Consider the following 18032-nt stretch of genomic DNA (forward strand, 5'->3'; position numbering starts at 1 on the left):
ATTCAGTTTAGTTTAAGCTTGAAAGCACAATTTCCTTATCTAATAGATAAATTATCATCCCCTCTGTTCTTTTCCCTGTAATATGTGCAATTGCTTTTTTATAATATTCTACTTGATTCTGATGCTTTAATCCATATTTTTTAGAACTTTTATAGTCTATTACCAGATTATGGTTTTCATACTCCAAAAATAGATCTATCTGTTTTACTTCACCTTCAAAAGAGAGAGACTGTTCTTTACGTACTTTTGCACCCTCTAATAATGTTTGAAATGCTTCATCTGCGATTAAATCTCTTACACGTTGTGCTATCTCATCCATACTTTTCTTCGTGAGTTGCTGTCCATATCTGTTTTGCACTGCTACCCTAGCCATATGTAAACTTCTCTCATCAAATTGTGCCAACATCTCTAAAGCATAGTGCAAGGCTGTACCAAATAAAATAGCTTCATAGTCTTTTTCGTCCTCTTCAGGCTTTTCAGGGCTCTCTTGTGTACCATAGTTTGTTATCGTAATGTTTGATGCTTCTTTGATTATTTTTGGGTCAACACACGGGTTGACCCCTACAGTTTTTAACACACCTACAGACATGACCTTCATACCCAAAGCATCAAAGAGTGAATCTTTGGGCTTTCGTATCACTATCATTCCCTCCACTGCACGTGTGAGTGCAACATAGAGTACATTCATACTGTCTTTAGCAGAGGAGATTTTGCGTTCTTCCATAATCTGTGCATACTCAGAGTCAAAATTTTCTCTACCCTTTGTACGATAGAGTATCTTGTCTATATATAAACTTTCATCATAATGATACAAAAGTGCCGACTTATCAGTATTCTTTCGCGTCAATTTATCTAAGAGTATCACATACTCAAACTCCAAACCTTTGGAGCCATGTATGGTCATTATCTTTGCTCCATACACAGTGTTGGATGCCACAGCAATGCTTGAAGTATGAAACTCCTCCACAAAAGTAGGAATATCACTATAGTTGGAGGCAAACTCCAAAAGCTTCAATACATTTAAGTCTTCATCAAAGTATCCAAACTCACGTATCAGTCTATCTATCACTTGCAGTGGAGACATAAAAGCAGAGAACCAAGAGAGATCTACCTCTTCAAGTGATTTACCTACATGAAGCAGCATTGCCTGTGCATCTATCTTCTCTCCAAAGAACAAATACTCTGTCATCGCCACCAATGCTGCTATTTTTGGCATATTTTTAAGTGAAGAGGAGGTCTTAAGTAAAGTCTCTATCCCCACATTTTGACATGCCTCTTGCAGAGTCTGTCCATCTTTGTTGGTAGAGACCAAAAAGGCTATGTCATCTACATCAACCCCTAAATCTAACAATCTTTTGGCTTGTTTGACAGCTTCGTCTATAAGCTCTTCTGACTCTACTACTTCCACATACCCCTCAGATGCACCCTCTCTACTCTTTTGGGGCACATACCCCTTCATACTAGGCTCAAACCAACGGTTCACCTGCTCTACTACGTTTTTGCTACTTCTGTAGTTGGTATCCATAGGGAGTATCTCTACACCATAGTCATGGGCCACCTTATCAAACAACTCTTCTACCCCACCACGAAAACGGTAAAGCGACTGCTTGGTATCGCCCACATAGAAAAAACTTCTAAACTCACTCTGCCCTGAACCTGCAAAAATTTCATCTATGAGTGGTTTGAGAAGTAAAAACTGCAAGGTAGAGGTATCCTGAAACTCATCTAGCAATATGTGTTTAAACCTAGAGTCTATCTTAAAATACAAAAACTCCTTGCTGATACTCTCATATAAAAGCCTATAGGTGAAATAGGTCAAGTCATCAAAGCTCAACACCCCTGAACTCTTGGCATTGGTAATGTTGGCATTTCTGTAGTAGGCGTAGATATTAAAAAGGTTTTCTAGCACTATTGCTTCTCTAGCCTCAGCCCATTTCGCCAGTTCTATTTTAAGATACGCATAGAATCCCTCTATCTCATCATTGGCTACTTTTTTATACCAGCTATGCTCCCCCAAAGTCTCTTTTTCAAAGAGTGTCTTGGCAAACAGCTCTTTAATACTCTTTGTTTCAAACTGCTTCATACACCGTGTAGCCGCTCCTACGCACTCAAGTGCTTTTATCATCTTTAGTCGTAAAGCTTCACAGACCTCTTCTTGTTTAGCTAAAACCAAACTACTCTTTTTTTGCTCTGGCAGTAAAGGGTCTACCTTATAAAAGTTCTGCATCAAGTCAAAGATCTTTCCAAAACGTTTATCTTCTATGTCTATAGCCAGTTTCACAAGATTGGAAAGCAAAGCATTGGCTTGTACTTCATCTAAAAAATGTTTCTCCAGTTCATCTGTGCCCTGCTCTTTGGTCACAAAGTCAGGCTCTAACCCCAACTCCAAAGAGGCAGAACGAAGTATGCTGGAAAAAAAGCTGTCAAGTGTCACGATGAAAGAAGTATGTGAAAGAAACCGAGCCAATACCTCTGGCTGCTTCCTAAACAACTCTTCTCTACTCAACCCTGTCTCTACCAACACAGCATTCAAAAAGGCTTCATTGTCTCCAAGATTACGCAAAGAGTCCACTACCCTCTGTCGCATCTCTGCAGCTGCTTTGTTGGTAAATGTCGCTGCCAATATACTTGACGGTGACTCTCCCATGAAAAGTAGTGAGATGTAACGTACGGAGAGTGCAAAGGTTTTGCCTGAGCCTGCTGAGGCTGAATACGCTAAAAAGGGTTTAAAACTCAATTTATACTCTTTACTTTTTATTTTTCATATCATACCTATTTTCATAACATATTTACTTTATGTCACTATAATGCCATCAATAAACCATCAAGGAAACACACTATGTTCAAACAACTTTTACTCTGGACTTTAGGTACTTTTATTCTGCTTCAAGCTATTCAAATAGATATTCCAAAACCTCCTAAAACAGTTGATCCGACAAAGGAGATACAGGCACCCAAGGAGATTATGTCAATGCTTAAGACCTCTTGTTACGACTGTCACTCCTACCAGACTAAAATGCCATGGTATGGACATATTTCTCCTATGTCCCTTGAAGTAAAAAGTCATATTAAAAATGGAAGAATCGCTGTGAACTTTCAGGAATGGGGAAATTATGATGAAGCAAAAAAACAGAAGATATACAAAGGTATTGCAAAAACGATCAATTTTCAAATGCCTATGCCTATGTACTTGACCATTCATAAAGATGCCAAACTTACAAAAAAACAGCGTAACCAAATCAAAGTATGGGCAGAAAGTCACATCAAAGAGGATGAGTATTAAAGATACTCCCCTCTCTATCTCTACTCTTATTTTTAATCCACCAACATCTCTTTAATAATTTTCTTCACTTTATCTATATTTTTTTTACTAACTTTTGTATCTGTTATTTTAACTATACGTTTTACAGATATAGTCCGTATCTGGTCAAGTACCACAAAGCTATCGGGTTTAAGTTGTACTCTTGTAGGATAGTCTTTCTTTTTTGAAGTCATAGGTGCTACAATGACATTAGAATAGTTCATCTCATAGGGAGAGATGACCAAACAAGGTCTAGTTTTTTGTATCTCAGAACCGACTGTAGGATTAAGATTTACTATCACAACGCTATATTGCTTATATCTCATCCCACGCATCCACATCTAAAGTATCATCTATCAGCAGTGCATTATCACTGTCACTAAACTTATCACCCCAACCTTTCCGAGGTTCTTCTACTACATCTAGTATAATACTACCCTCTTCTATACGCAGTTCAAAGCTTTGAGGTTTATCCATTTCTTTAAGAATAGAAGATGGTATCCGTATGCCTTTACTCGTTCCTATGTTTATAAGTGAAACCTGCATAATGACTCCTTTTTATAATTATAGTATAATTATGTTTTTATGTCAAATTGAAATATTATTTTTAGAAAATTTTTAACTATATTAGCTTCAAACTATATTCATATATCTTACTAATACCTTTACTTCTACCTCTACTCTTAATTGGAAAATCAAATTTTGTTGCTACGTCAATTTTATTTTCTAACTTTTTATTTACTAAAAATATTGATGCACCTATTGTACAAGGTTTTGTTCCTAGCGGCATAATAACAATTTTTCTATCAGGATTATTTTCAATAATTTTTTCAAGAATCCTATATGTTTCATATGGATCATCAGCAGGTGCATAATGCATTTCTTTATAATTATCTATTAAGTGATAATGTTTTGATAATGAAATATTTTCCCATCCAAATTTAAAACCAGGAACAGGCATTACATAGATAAAGTCATTATATTTATTATCATCTTCATTATTTTTTTCTATTACTCTACCCAACCTATTTTCCTCAAATCCAATAAAAGTTATTAACATAGCCGTTCTATTAGTAGAAACTGCATCATGTGGGTCTTTTAGTAAAAAAGGTTTTATATATTTATGTGGATGATAATCTTCCGAAAGTTCGTATGCTTCATTATCTAAATTATTCTGTACTTTTTTGGTATATTCTAACGGTTCAGCATATAAAATACTTATTTTTATGTCCTTACTCTCTACTCCTGATAAAGATAGTAATATTTGCAATATCTCAGTATAGCCTAATGACGTAGCTTCAAGAAATATAGATGGAATATTGTTAACTTTTATAGTATCTAAAATTTGTTTTTTAAATTCAATAAAATTTTTATTATTAGCATTGACCAAAAAAGTATTAGTCTCATTCTGATAAATAATTTCTAAGTTTACTTTACATTTTTTAGAAAAAACATTTACCATCTGTGTGCTTCTATCATCTATTTTATTTCCATGAAAAAATAAACTATTTGAAATGCACTCAAGATTGTCTATAGATGAATACTCTTTAATCTTCATAAATTCTAGCTTCATTTAATCATATCCAATAAAGTAATTTCTTCAGAGTTATCATTTTCATTATTATTTTTTTCTGCATACTTTTTATGTAATTCTTGATACTCAATATCTGTACCTAAAAAAATTGTTTTAATTTCTGAATAATTAAAATCATATTTCCTTTTCTTTCTAAAGCTTATACCAAAATATGATGACAGCATTGGATGTAATCTATATTCTTTTAAAGAATTATTTTGAGAACTTTTCCATTTTTTAGTATTATCTTTTTCTGTTAATACTGACCATACAAGTAATTCTCTTAACAAAAGTTCATAATCAGCTATTTCACTACTTGATAACTTTTCTTCTTCTGCAGAAGAAATAAGTGCAAAAAGATTTACTTCTGCAAAACTTTGTGCGGGATTGTTATGCGCAAGTTCAAATAACTTACCTAATCGTTCTGCTATTTTTTTTAATTTTTTACCATACGTACCAAGATATGCAATTTTCCTATCAAATTCATTTCTACTTACATCTCGTACAACATTTGCCTGGTATTCAATATTAACTGAAATATCTTGCAAGCTTTGAAAACTACTATTTTGCTTTTCTACATAAATAAAACACTGAAGTACTAATTCTAAAGTATGTCTGATATTTAAAGCTGATTGCTCAGTAAAATGTTTAAATCCACCATAATATGGACATCTTCTATTTATTTTTTCTTTATTATATATATAGAGGATTGCTCCAAAAAGATTATTATTCTTCCATTTTGCATATTCTTCTATTTTATTAGTAAAACTATCTAATAAAATTTTTGCATTAATACTTTTTCTATGTAATAAAACAGCATTTAAAATACTTTCTTCGGGCTTATCATCATCAATAAATTGTTCTACTTTAAAATCTGTATTTCTACCTAATGCTGATTGAATTGATTTATTTACTTTTCCTCTTAGGAGAGTATCGCCCATAATAATTTTTGAAACCTCTTTTAACGATATAGATGGGAACATATTATTAATGATTTTATCAATTTTATCTTGATACTCATCATCTTTTCGTAGTTTAATAAATTCTTCATCAGACAAATAGTTTAAATCATATTCTATTAAATCTATGTATTTATCATTAAAGACTGTTTGGACTTTATTTATAATGATTTCTGCTGCAAGTAATTTAAAGTTATCCACTCCTATTAAATCAACTTCAATATTAATTTCTCTATAATCATTTCGTGGCTGAATGCTTTCACTAGCTAGTGTAGAAGCAGCAGGTTCATAATAATTTTTATATGCCACATTGTAAATTGTACTTTCTGGTACATGCTTTATCCATGTATTAACTAATTGTTGCTGTTCTTGATTTAAATTTTCAAATTCATCTATAAAAATATGAAATTTTGTATCTTTAAATACTTCGACATTTTTGATAATTTTTATAAAAAACTCAATCTTTTCTTTTGCTTTAAATGGAAAAGGGAAAGTATCTTCTGGATTACATAGCCAATCCACTAATTCAGATCGTAGCATATGTCCTTCATCTTCAAAATCTATAAATTTAATATCTTTTGGAATACCTAAAAACTTAAGTACCCTACGAGGTAATACAAGCCTACGTATTGACTCTTTAATATCATTATTTTCGTATGAAGATTGTAAAAAGGTTTTTAAAAATTTACTTAACTCAATAAAAATAGATAATCCAACATATGCATTAAATGCAGATAACCAATCTTTTCCTAAGACCGAACTTGTCATATCTATAAGTAGCTCTGAGTCTGGCTTAAAATACAACCCTATTCTCTTCAATTCAATATTACTAATCTTGTCTTTTTTAGAACTTAAAATAGTAGGATAACAATGATAAAGTAAATAAGCTGTTTTACCTATACCTCGGCCACCTGTGATGTGCGTTGATTTCTCACTCTGTAATAAATTATACTCTTTATAATTAATAGGAAGTACATACTCGCCCCAAACATCAGAAGATGATTCTTCTGCCCTATTCATAGAAAAAGAGCTAGTTAATGATTTTCTTTTCATTTCATTCCTTAAAATTTTTCATACAATGGAGACCATGAATTATCATCATTGGTACAGCGAATAAGTGGTATTGTATTATCTGGTATGCCTGTTGAAAATATTAAATTTAACCCTAAATTTCCGAATCCAAAACTATCTTCTTTATATTGTTTTAATTCTTTTCTATGAACAAGTGATATATAAAAAGTTTCTAAATCTTCAATGGAATTTTCAGCATCAAAATAGCCATCATCTTGTATTTTAAAATCCAACATATGATTATCACAAGTAATTATTTCTAATGGTTTTATAATTAATGTATTAGAATAATCTAAAGATTTAAATGTTTGATAAATACTTTTAATTCCTTTTACGTGAGCAATAAGTGGTGTAAAAATGATATAATCGTATTTTATTAAATCATTTTTATAAGCAGTTAAAAAATCATTAATTTGTTTGCCACTTGCAAGAATATCATCAATAAAAATCAAAGCTTTATGATGTTCTCTTATTTTATTAGCAGTTACTTTACAAACTAACTCTTTGGCAATAAATTTATCTCTTAATCTTCTTATATAATCATTTCCACTATCTCCAAGTTCATCAGAGGTAATAGTACTAAATGAAAAATTCATTACGTGCCTAAAGTCTTTATCTTTAAGTTTAATTCTCCATTCATTCATTGTCATATTGAACGGATATATTTTATTTTCTTCCAAAAGATTTGGTATCGTGATATGAAATAACTTACTAATCATAGAATCGATGCTTTTATCATTCCTGTATACTAATTTGTATAATATAAGTGCGGATAAATATTTTTCCTCATTTGTTTTAAAGTTCTCTAGCCATTTGTGTAGTTTTCTAATTTCAATTTTATCCCAGTAACCAATGAGAATTAATTTTTCACTTTTCCTTACCATCTCATTATAAAATTCTAAATAATTATTTGGAGCTTTAAACGCCATTATTAGCCTTTATATTTATAGGAAACTTTGTTATTTCTTCTAATGTTATATGTCTTGCAGCTACACCCTTAGCATGAGACTGAATCCACCTTTGACCCATTTCAGATTTTAGAGAGAGATATACAATATTTCGTAAATTCTTATCTTTTATTCTTATTACAAAGATACAATCAGTAACCACAAAATATCCTTTTTCTACTATACCTACATTTCCCAAACATGATGAGCCTACTCTCACTATTACAATATCATCTTTTTGAGCTATTTTGTCTTCATGTCTTTTGATTTTATTAATACTTTTGAGTCGATTACTAAATACCTCTTTCCTTAATTTAAAGTTTGTGCTATGTAGCATATGAATTTTCTCTATATCATCTAATTTATATTTTGGTCTGCCTCTAAATAATTCAATATCTAAATTCTCCAAGGTATTTATTTCATCATGAAAATTATCTATGCTTTTATAAAAACTATAATCCATCCTTTTTATAGCTTCATCTTTATCTATAGTTATGCAATTTTCATTATATGCATATAAATTTACAAAAGCATCTGTTGGTTTCCTATTTTCTAAAATTATTATATGTGTCTTAGCTTTTGTATGCTCAAAAATATTTGCTGGCAATTCAAGGACTTTGTCTATTTGGTAATTTGATAGAATAAACTTTCTAAAAGACTTTAAACAATTATTGGTAAAGAATCCATCTGGTAATATTAAAGCTAATACTCCATTTTCTTTTAGTATTTTAAAACACTGTAATATAAAAGGGACTTCTGATGAAATATGTTCAGAATTATATAAATGTTGTAAGTTAAATTCTTTTAAAAGTATTTTAATTTCATCATCTAATATTATTTTATAAAAAGGTGGGTTTCCTATACATAAATCTACACTATCTATCTCTTTCTTTATATTAACCATAGAGGAGTTTAAAAAAATATCATAATTAAACGTATGTATATCATTATAATTTTCTTCTAACTTCTTACAGCATTTTTTATCAATATCATTGCCATAATATTGTGCTTCAGTCCATTTTTCTTGTGCTTCAATTAAAAGTGAACCTTCACCCATAGCCAAATCTATAATTTTATTTGGTCTAAAATCATCTAATAGGTTTATTATTACTTGACTATATTTTTTAGGCGTAAAAAACTGTTGATATTTTTGCCGCATAGTCATTTTGTATCACTCCCAAGTATTTGTTAATATATTTTATCGTAAAAGTATCAAAGATACTCCCCTCTCCCACACATCAAAGCAAACTCACAATATTTGCACTTCTGTAAATCTTCTGTCTTTTCAGCTATAAAACTTTTAGTCTGTTTGAGTTCTACTATGACTTCTGCCAGGCGTATATTTTTCTCTTCTAAAGCAGTTATCTCTTCTATCTCTCCGTTTTCAAAGAGTTTCACAAAGGCTAGGTTCATATTTTGGTATTTGCTGCTTAGCATTTGATGGTAGATGCTCATTTGTAAGTCGTTCAGCGTTTCCAGATTCCTTGTCTTCTGAGCCTCTTTGGTACTTCCACTCTTATAATCCAATATCAGGGTGTGTGTGGCGTTTTGGTCTATGCGGTCTATGCGTCCTTTGAAACGCAGTCCGCCTATGTCACCCTGGAATTCTTTTTCTCTCTCTACCACTTTCCATTCTGCCTTGAAATGTTCTATTTGACTTTCAATAAACCCCTTGAGTTTCTCTTCCCATAGTAGTTTTTTATATTTTGTCTGTGCATCATCAATCGGCAGGAGTGTATCCAACAAAATAGCTATCTGCTTTTGCATCTCTTCTTTGCTTGTATAGCTGTTATTCTCTCTATGCAAATGCTCTAAAAGTAAATGTAAAAAAGCACCTTCATTGAGCTCATCTTCCGGCTTAGCCTGTAATTTCTGTATATACCGATAATAATACTTCCGCTTACACTCCAGATAGGTTTTCAGCCTTGAAGCTGACCAAATAATAGTAGAGGCATCAAATTCCTCTAACACAGGCTCACTCTCTTCTGTCAGCTGTGAAGCTTGAGAGTAAAGCAGATCGAGTTGCGGCTTGCTCTGTTCTGTATGCCCAAGTCCCAACTCATAGAGAAATTTTGAAGGCAACCGGTTATCTCCAGTACTGTAAATAATAACACTCTGTGAGGCCTGTTCAAGCAATCGTTTATAATACTGCTTCTGAAGTGCTTCTCTGTCACTCTTGGTCGGTAAATTTGCAAAAGAGCGTACTTGAGAATTCAAAAACTGGTCTTTACTGGATGTTGCAGGGACTATTCCCTCATTGAAATCAACAATAACAACGCCTTCAAAGCTCACACCTCTGGTCTCTAACACACCCATAACTGTAACCAACCCCCCTCTTACATCATCTATGGTGATTTTTGAGAGTGTCTTGAGCCATAAAAAGAGCCACTCTTTCAAAGAGAGCTTTTCTGTTTGAAACAGTGTCAGAAAATTTCGTGCAGCCTCATCTACCCTTTCTACACTGATTTCATGCAGTTTCATCTGCTCCAAGAAAGCAAAAAATACGTTGATTTCCATACTTTCAGAGGGAGAAATATTTTCCAAGATTTGACTCTCAACTCCATAACGCTCTAAAATCTCTTTCTTTTTTTTCTCATAACTTTGCCAATACGTATAGAGGGCTTCAAGTATTGTGTAAATACGTTTTTTACTATAGTCATACCCCATAGCAAAGTTCAGGTTATTTTGTTTATCAAACAGCATGAAATGTTCTTTAAATGTTTCATCCGGCAAAACAAGCACAATTTTTTCAGGTTTTATCCCTGAGCGTACCATCTCATCTACTTTTGCAAAAGCAACAGCAATCTGTTCTTCACGTTCCTGTACAGATAAGACTGTCGTATCAATGCATTGTCTGTTCTCCTCCACAGAGAGAATCTCTTTTTTTGAAAAATCAAATGAAACAAAACTGTTATGGAGAAGGGCAAGACCATATATTTCAAAACGCTCTTGCATTTTTGTGTTAAATCTGCTGGTTGTGTAGTGGATTATCACTTCTGTTTGTTCTGCTATCTTCTCTAAGAGCTCCAGTTCGAAACGACTGAGATAGCCTTCTAAATATATTTCTATCGTCTCATAACTTTGAATAAATCCTTCATTTAATGCATAGACATTGGGAATAAATGCCTTGTCAGTAAAACCTCTCCTGTCAAGAAGTTTCCTGTAGTTTTCTAAAAGTTTTTCCAAAACATTTAAATGGCTTTCAAACTCAGCATAAGCATCTGCATTGACTAGCATTTCAAAATTCACATGTTCTGCTGCCAATTCTTCAAAAAATTTAAAGAGTGCATCACTTTTGGTAAAGAAACGTATCAAATTACGATCCAGATTGAGTGTTTCAAAGGCTTCAAACTTCGCAGCTTCTCGTAACAGTAATATACGTTGGAGAGGATCAACCTGTACTCTGTTTTCCACAAGTACAACACGTTGCTCAAATTCATCTATACGCATGAATGTAGGCAGAAATCCATCTGACTCTTTGTGTTTTTGACTAAAGGTACGTAAAGCTCTGGAAGTAGGATATATCTGTAGTCTGTTCATGCTTTGAAGTATAGCATAAAAAGCAGTAGCTAAAGCATGTTGGCTTTGATCTTGTAAAGTAGGTATACACTAAAGAGTGAAGAGAGCAAAACATTCAGTATGATCAATATAATATCACTTGTTGTAGGTATTACAGAGAGTGATTCACCCAATTTAACATTGGAATAGAAATGTAAAAAGGTAAAGAGCTTATCGATAATAGCGTAAGTAAAATAGACAAAAAGATTAAAAAGCAGTGCAGTGGTAAATTTGGACATCATGGTATCTCATCTTAAAATATAAGGAGTATACCATGACAAGGTTAACCGATTCAAGGTTTCAGGTAGGCAGATATATTTGAATATCCGACAGCATCACCTATCTTGGCTCTTAGTTGGAGTGTATATCTTCCAGGTTTTATGACATCAATATTTTCTACTTTATACTGCCCATCTATAAAAGGTATATTTTCAATATACACATCATCTTTCCTGGTATGTGGTCTTGTCAGCAAAAAAGTAACATTTGCATCTGAGATCACTGTACCGTCTTTTTGCATAACTTTGTAAGTAAAAATATTCTTACCTTTTACCAATGCAACAGATTGACGTTCTTTTTGAACTTTTGAATGTTCTATCTTCTCTTTAAGCATTTTAGCATGTGTAAGTTCTATATTGTAATTTTTATCAAACTGCGCTTTTTTTTCTAAAATAGTATTGATATTCATATCCGCTTGCTGGTACTTCAACATATATTCATTTGATTCCTGTACAGGAATGGATGTGGCTGATTTAACAGTCCAGTATCCTAAAGTTATTCCTATTAACAAAAAACCCATGATCATATGAGGCCAGTAGGTTTTCTCTTTATTGTTTGCCATTTTTTATCCTCATCCATAGTGGTCGTAAAATAAATATCCACAGTACAAAGAATGTACCAATAAACACCAAAATCTTTACATATCCGATAATGGTTCTTGTGTCATTAGGGATTGTTGTCTTTAATTTCACATTTTTCGAAGTTGCTATTTGATCTGCCAACTCTGAAAAACCCTGTACTATACCAATATTAAACTTATCTTCTTTTGTATTTTTATCCTCAGATGCTACTACATCTATAGTCGCATCCATCACATCACTCTTAGTGTAAAGTTTCCGCAATACATCAGATGAAGGAATAAGGGCTACTCTTCCTTTCTGTCCGGATTTCTGTGTGATTATTGCATTAGGTGCAAATATTAGCATGACATAAGGCTTGCTTACATTACCTTCATATTTCTTGCTGTACGCTACCAAATTAAATCTCTCAGGGAAATTTTCATTGGTTGCCACGACATACTCATTTATACCTGTTTTTGAGAATAGTTCATCTCCCATTCGTTCAATGAGTTTTGAAGCTTCAGGTCTTAAAAGGTCATCTTTGAGAATATGTGCGGCATTCAGAAGAAGCGGAAGTAACAAAGCAAGCAAGGCGTACCTTACTTGAACTTTGGTCATTGTTTAACCTATATAAAGGTGATTTGGTGTGAGTACTGCCCATGCAGTATAAATAGCTGTAATTACCATGCCCCAACCAAGTACTTTATCCATAATTGTAATCATATTTTATCCTTTTATGAATTATTTAGCATCTTTAAATGCAAAATTTGCATTCGCTTTACTGTTTTCTTTTACATTATCCAAGTTACTCGTGATCGGCGTTGGATCATAAGGGTTGGTTGCAGATTTCTGCTGTACACCAAGACCCCATGTCGTAAGGAATGCAAGAATACTTAAAAGAAGTACTGTTGCAATCAGCATACCGGTAACACCATTGAGACCAAATACGGCTCTGTTCGTATTTTCAGTTGCTGCCATCTTATTCTCCTCTTAATGATTTAATATATGTTGCAAGTGCTTTAATCTGTATAGGAGTCATTCTGTCATGGAATGCCGGCATTGTACCGATCGCACCTTTTTTACCATGTTTGACCACATGCGTGATAAGATTTTCATCGTAGTCTGCAATATTTGCAGCCATACCGTTCATTCCTTTACCGTCTGCTCCGTGACAAGAAGCACATGCTGCAAAGGCAGCAGGCTGTTTACCTTTCATGCCTCCGGCAACATAGGTTGCAATATCTTCAGCATCTTTACCTTGAGCCATCATTGGAGGCATAGCACCCATTTGGTAACCCAATTGGTTTGAACCATTTTTAATGACTGCAAGTACCTGCTTCTTGGAAATTCTACCATCTACAAAGTCATGTGCCTTACCTGAAAGTCCATCACCGGTTGTACCATGACATGGTGCACACTGAACCAGGAAGATTGACTCACCCATTTGTTGAAGAGTTGCAGCATCTGCATTTTTGTTTGTTGCTTCAAACTTTGCATTGTATGCTTTTACCTCTTCGTTATATTGACCTATCTGACTGAAGGCATTGACAGGATATCCCATAGTCCAATACCACATTGCCCAGATCATTGTTCCTAAAAACGAAAATGCCCATCCTGAAGGAAGTTCATTCTTATATTCACCAATACCATCCCAGTTCTCTTCAGCAAGTTCTCCACTTGCTGAATCTGTTTTCATCTGGTTGATATATTTAATAGATACACCCACAGTCAATACTGCAATTGCAATTGCTCCGATCATTGTTATTAAGTTAATAGGATCACTTAGGTCAATATGCATCGAGTTTACAACATAAATTGTAGCACCGATCAATATTGCAGCAAAGAGAAGTCCTTTTGCCATTAACGCATTCATTTATTTCGCTCCTTTTTATCATTGGAAATAGGATTACTACTATTGATAGGTTTACTGTCGATTTCATCATCGAGTGCAATATTACCTAACTTTTCATAATCTTTCTCACCTTTTTTTTCACTTCTGTAAAGATATACAATATACCAATACAATACCAGTACAAATACTATGGTCATAAAGAAAGTGGCATAGCCTTGAAGTTCTCTAATATCCATTTATTTTACTTTATTCGCCTCATAACGACTTCTACCCAGACTGTTAAGATAAGAGATAAGAGCGACAACTTCTGGTACTTTACCCGCTGCTACCATATCTTTAACATCTTTATTTTTCATCTGATCAGCAACTTTTTTTGCTTCAGCCAATATTTTTGGCTTATATGCATCAAATGCTTTTTCCCCTGCTTTGATATCATCCCCATAAGGTACATGAAATACATTTTTTACAGTGACTGCTTCTGCATACGCTGTTGCAATATCGGCAGTATTTGTAAACTGATGTTTATATGCCGGCATAATAGATCCAGGTACTACAGAAGTTGGCTCCCACATATGGTTTTCATGCCAATCAGTTGTTCTATAGTTTCCTACACGGTGAAGATCCGGACCAGTTCTTTTTGAACCCCAAAGGAATGGTCTGTCATACGCATACTCACCAGAGAGTGAATACTGACCATATCTGTCAGTCTCAGCTTTAAATGGACGGATTAACTGTGAATGACACGCAATACAGTTATCTTTTTTATAGACTTCTTTCCCTGCAAGCTCAAGTACAGTATAAGGACGAAGTCCTGCTACCGGTCTTGAAGCTTCTGCAAAGTTTGGCAGGATCTCAACGAGTCCTGCAAATGCGATAACCAAAAATACTCCTACTGCAAAGAAGAATGGATTTTTTTCTAACCAATGAAACATAACCTACCTCCTTATGCCATAGGTGATTTGAACTGTGGTTCTTCAGAAAGTTCTCTTGAAGAAGTCATAGTTTTAATCATATTGTAAGCGAACATCACAAAACCTGTCACGAATAATACGCCTGCAAGTGCTCTGATCGCATAGTAAGGATGAAGTACAGTCACTGTATCGATGAATGAATACATCAAGTTACCATACTCATCTACCGCTCTCCACATCATACCCTGTGTAATACCTGCGATCCACATAGAAGTAAAGTAAAGAACAACGGCCGTTGTCTGAAGCCAGAATTGTGCTTCAATAAGCTTCTTAGAGTAAATTTCTCTCTTAAACATACGCGGAGCCATATGGAACAATGCCGCCATGATCATAAACGCAACCCAACCAAGTACACCATCGTGAACGTGTCCAGGGATCCAGTCTGTAAAGTGTGCAATCGCATTAACAGATTTTATCGCTTGGATCGGTCCTTCAAGAGTAGAAAGCATATAGAATGTAGATGCCAATACCATAAACTTGATAAGTGGGTTTTCAGTTAGCTGGTTCCACTCACCTTTCATTGTAAGAAGCATGTTGATCGCTGAACCCCATGAAGGTAAGATAAGTACTACCGAGAAGATAGAACCCATTGTCTGCATCCAGTCAGGAACTGTTGACCAGAGAAGGTGGTGCGAACCAGCCCAAAGATAAACAAACATAAGACCCCAGAAAGAGAGAAGAGAAAGTTTATAAGAATAAACCGATTGACCTGATTCTTTAGGAAGGAAGTAATAGATCATACCGACGATAGGCACAGTAAATACAAATGCAACTGCATTGTGTCCCCACCACCATTGTACCAATGCATCATTCGTACCGGAATACATAGAAACTGAGTGCATAATGCTACCTACACCACCGGATGTGAAGTATGTCGGTACAGCCATATTGTTGAAAAGGTAAAGCATAGCCACACCAAGGAAACATGCGATGAAATACCACATAGAGATATAGAGCGCTTTCTCTCTTCTGATACCGATCAGTGCAAACATTGCTACACCCCAAAGTACCCAGATTACAACAATGAGTAAATCCAGCGGCCATTCCATTTGTGCATACTCTTTAGATTGAGTATAGCCCATAAGCTCTGTAATGACCATAGCAGTCGCTGCTATAAGATAGAGGAAAAACTGTAACTTTCCTACAAACATTATGAACTTTGACTCTGCCATAGAGACCTTGAGTACTCTTTGCGCTGAATAGTAAAAAGTAGCAAATATACCACTTACCGTAAATCCATAAATAACCACGTTAGTGTGAAGTGGTCTCAATCTTGAGAAAGTCCCATATTCACCCAATAAGTAGTTTAAATCCGGAAATGCTAATTGTGCTGCGATGAGCGTACCAATTAACATACCAACAAAACCAAACAAAATTGCTGTATAAGTGTACAATTTTGCAATGGTATAATCATATTCTAATGCTGCGTTTGATTGCATGCATACCCCCTTGTAAAATTTTATGTTGTAATAAAAAATCATGTCTTGACATAATTTGACAACATTCAACTATGATTATAATACTTTTTTTAATGATTGAAGCTTAATATTTTTATTAATTTTTATGAGAGGGACAAATTGTAACACATAGTTAAGTAATGCCCTGTTTTAGGGCTATATAGGAGAAAAATACTCCTAAATAAAAATTGATCTGTATCAATTTATTTGATTTTTATAGGAGTAAAAGGGTATGAATTAGACAACTGTTTTATGCCTTGCCTTTCGCACTTTGTATAGAGTGGATATACTGATAATCTACTGTAATATTCTGCTCTTTTGGAAGATTTTTTGCGACTCTTTCAACCATCCCTTCAAAATCTTCAAAAAGATAGTTTGCCATGGAACCTGGTATCGGATTGATTTCATTCAGTAATACTTCACCATCTACAACAAAAAAATCACAACGAATAATACTTCCATTAAAAAGTGGGTCATAGATTTTTTTAAAGCTCTCTTGAATTTTGCTTTTTATCACATCATCAATATCTGCTGCAAGCACTTGTGAGTCACGTGAGAAGTCCATATATTTCTTCTCAAAATCAAGGAATGCTTCTTTATGCGGCTCTTCCACAATAGAAAGCTCCCATTCATTGGTATAGCATCCGGCCTGATTATATTCTTTTACACCCTCGATAAAAGGCTCTACAATAACATCTGTATCGAACTCAAAAGCTACATCCAATGCATAGTCAAGTTCTGAAGCTTCCTTAACAATACTTACACCGATACTTGAGCCTAAACGAACAGGTTTTATGATCACAGGGTAATCCATACCTATCTTTCTCTCATCATTTTTGGAAAGGTGTTCATAGGCAACTGTTTTTACACCTACACTCTGCACCAAAAACTTTGTATAGAGTTTATTGTAAGAGAGTGCTGAGGCTTCCATACGCGGAGAGATAAAAGGAATGCCGAAAAATTCCATCATTGAAGCTATCTTCCCATCCTCTCCATCTCTTCCATGAATAAGATTCAAGGCTACATCAAAATCAACCGCTTTACTTCCAAACATACCATCTGCAAAGAATCCATTTTTTTTAAGTGTCAACTGTTTACTCTTTTTATACGCTCCTGAAGAGAAAAGTTTGGCATTAATGGCTTTTGTATCTATAAAATAGAACTCTCTGTTACTGTCTACAAAAATGTAGGTCAATGTACTCTTTTTAAGTACTTTTTTCATAGTGATCGCAGAGACGATGCTTATTTCATGTTCAAAACTTGATCCTCCGAAAAGTATGGCGATATTCATAATGGTTTCCTAATTTCTAATTTCTAATTTCTAATTTCTAATTTTACAGCATCTTGGCAAATTCGCCAAAGATATAGGCACTCTCATGTGGTCCGGGACTTGCTTCAGGGTGGTGCTGTACTGACATGGTCGGAGAGTCATTATATTTAAGTCCCTCTATCGTATTGTCAAAGAGGTTCACGTGGGTGACTGTTGCTATTTCTGTGATATTGT

19 protein-coding genes are annotated in these 18032 nt (G+C 34.1%); 1 reads left to right on the top strand and 18 read right to left on the bottom strand.

Translation table 11 applies throughout. The features are described 5' to 3' along the window. Positions 1-7 precede the first annotated feature (7 nt). Positions 8-2737 carry a RecB-like helicase gene (locus tag MVE01_RS01340; protein ID WP_472560363.1) on the bottom strand — a complete coding sequence of 910 codons (2730 nt, stop codon included), beginning with the start codon at positions 2735-2737 and terminating at the stop codon, positions 8-10. 102 nt (positions 2738-2839) lie between these two features. On the opposite strand from MVE01_RS01340, the gene MVE01_RS01345 reads away from it, so the two are divergent. Beyond that, positions 2840-3283, top strand: a complete 444-nt coding sequence (locus MVE01_RS01345; RefSeq protein ID WP_472560364.1) for a heme-binding domain-containing protein — start codon at positions 2840-2842, stop codon at positions 3281-3283. 32 nt (positions 3284-3315) lie between these two features. Here the strand turns inward: MVE01_RS01345 and MVE01_RS01350 are convergent, their stop codons facing one another. The 17 genes from MVE01_RS01350 to MVE01_RS01430 form a co-directional block, all read right to left on the bottom strand. Next, positions 3316-3627: a type II toxin-antitoxin system PemK/MazF family toxin gene (locus tag MVE01_RS01350; protein WP_472560365.1), complete on the bottom strand. Its 312-nt coding sequence runs from the start codon at positions 3625-3627 to the stop codon at positions 3316-3318. Continuing rightward, on the bottom strand, positions 3617-3847 hold the full coding sequence (locus MVE01_RS01355; protein WP_472560366.1) for an AbrB/MazE/SpoVT family DNA-binding domain-containing protein: 231 nt from the start codon (positions 3845-3847) through the stop codon (positions 3617-3619). The genes MVE01_RS01350 and MVE01_RS01355 overlap by 11 nt, the downstream gene beginning before the upstream one ends. Positions 3848-3923: 76 nt before the next feature. Next, the gene (locus MVE01_RS01360) at positions 3924-4859 is read right to left on the bottom strand and encodes a hypothetical protein (RefSeq protein ID WP_472560367.1); all 936 of its coding nucleotides are present in this window, start codon (positions 4857-4859) and stop codon (positions 3924-3926) included. Between the two features lie 11 nt (positions 4860-4870). Then, complete coding sequence (locus MVE01_RS01365) at positions 4871-6886, bottom strand: ORC-CDC6 family AAA ATPase (RefSeq protein WP_472560368.1); 2016 nt, start codon at positions 6884-6886, stop codon at positions 4871-4873. An 8-nt stretch (positions 6887-6894) separates the two neighbouring features. Beyond that, entirely contained in the window at positions 6895-7833 is a 939-nt protein-coding gene (locus MVE01_RS01370; protein WP_472560369.1) for a phosphoribosyltransferase-like protein, read from the bottom strand. After that, on the bottom strand, positions 7823-9016 hold the full coding sequence (locus MVE01_RS01375) for an N-6 DNA methylase (RefSeq protein ID WP_472560370.1): 1194 nt from the start codon (positions 9014-9016) through the stop codon (positions 7823-7825). Before MVE01_RS01375 ends, MVE01_RS01370 begins: the two co-directional genes overlap by 11 nt. Positions 9017-9063: 47 nt before the next feature. Then, on the bottom strand, positions 9064-11391 hold the full coding sequence (locus tag MVE01_RS01380) for a PD-(D/E)XK nuclease family protein (protein WP_472560371.1): 2328 nt from the start codon (positions 11389-11391) through the stop codon (positions 9064-9066). 29 nt (positions 11392-11420) lie between these two features. Next, the gene (locus MVE01_RS01385) at positions 11421-11651 is read right to left on the bottom strand and encodes a hypothetical protein (protein WP_472560372.1); all 231 of its coding nucleotides are present in this window, start codon (positions 11649-11651) and stop codon (positions 11421-11423) included. Between the two features lie 50 nt (positions 11652-11701). Beyond that, entirely contained in the window at positions 11702-12250 is a 549-nt protein-coding gene (locus MVE01_RS01390; protein ID WP_472560373.1) for a FixH family protein, read from the bottom strand. Next, positions 12237-12866, bottom strand: a complete 630-nt coding sequence (locus tag MVE01_RS01395) for a hypothetical protein (RefSeq protein WP_472560374.1) — start codon at positions 12864-12866, stop codon at positions 12237-12239. The genes MVE01_RS01390 and MVE01_RS01395 overlap by 14 nt, the downstream gene beginning before the upstream one ends. Positions 12867-12989: 123 nt before the next feature. Further along, positions 12990-13226, bottom strand: coding sequence for a DUF4006 family protein (locus MVE01_RS01400; protein ID WP_472560375.1), 237 nt, complete (start codon positions 13224-13226; stop codon positions 12990-12992). 1 nt (position 13227) lies between these two features. Then, on the bottom strand, positions 13228-14121 hold the full coding sequence (locus tag MVE01_RS01405; protein WP_472560376.1) for a c-type cytochrome: 894 nt from the start codon (positions 14119-14121) through the stop codon (positions 13228-13230). Continuing rightward, the gene (locus MVE01_RS01410) at positions 14118-14336 is read right to left on the bottom strand and encodes a cytochrome c oxidase, cbb3-type, CcoQ subunit (RefSeq protein WP_472560377.1); all 219 of its coding nucleotides are present in this window, start codon (positions 14334-14336) and stop codon (positions 14118-14120) included. Before MVE01_RS01410 ends, MVE01_RS01405 begins: the two co-directional genes overlap by 4 nt. Continuing rightward, positions 14337-15032 carry a cytochrome-c oxidase, cbb3-type subunit II gene (gene ccoO / locus MVE01_RS01415; protein WP_472560378.1) on the bottom strand — a complete coding sequence of 232 codons (696 nt, stop codon included), beginning with the start codon at positions 15030-15032 and terminating at the stop codon, positions 14337-14339. Between the two features lie 11 nt (positions 15033-15043). Next, positions 15044-16510, bottom strand: coding sequence for a cytochrome-c oxidase, cbb3-type subunit I (ccoN, locus tag MVE01_RS01420; RefSeq protein WP_472560379.1), 1467 nt, complete (start codon positions 16508-16510; stop codon positions 15044-15046). 268 nt (positions 16511-16778) lie between these two features. Then, positions 16779-17819, bottom strand: a complete 1041-nt coding sequence (locus MVE01_RS01425) for a D-alanine--D-alanine ligase (protein ID WP_472560380.1) — start codon at positions 17817-17819, stop codon at positions 16779-16781. A 43-nt stretch (positions 17820-17862) separates the two neighbouring features. Next, a partial coding sequence (locus MVE01_RS01430; RefSeq protein ID WP_472560382.1) for a glutamine amidotransferase-related protein occupies positions 17863-18032 on the bottom strand: 170 nt, incomplete at its 5' end.

The sequence above is a fragment of the Sulfurovum sp. genome, from assembly GCA_026990595.1.
GTDB lineage: Bacteria > Campylobacterota > Campylobacteria > Campylobacterales > Sulfurovaceae > Sulfurovum.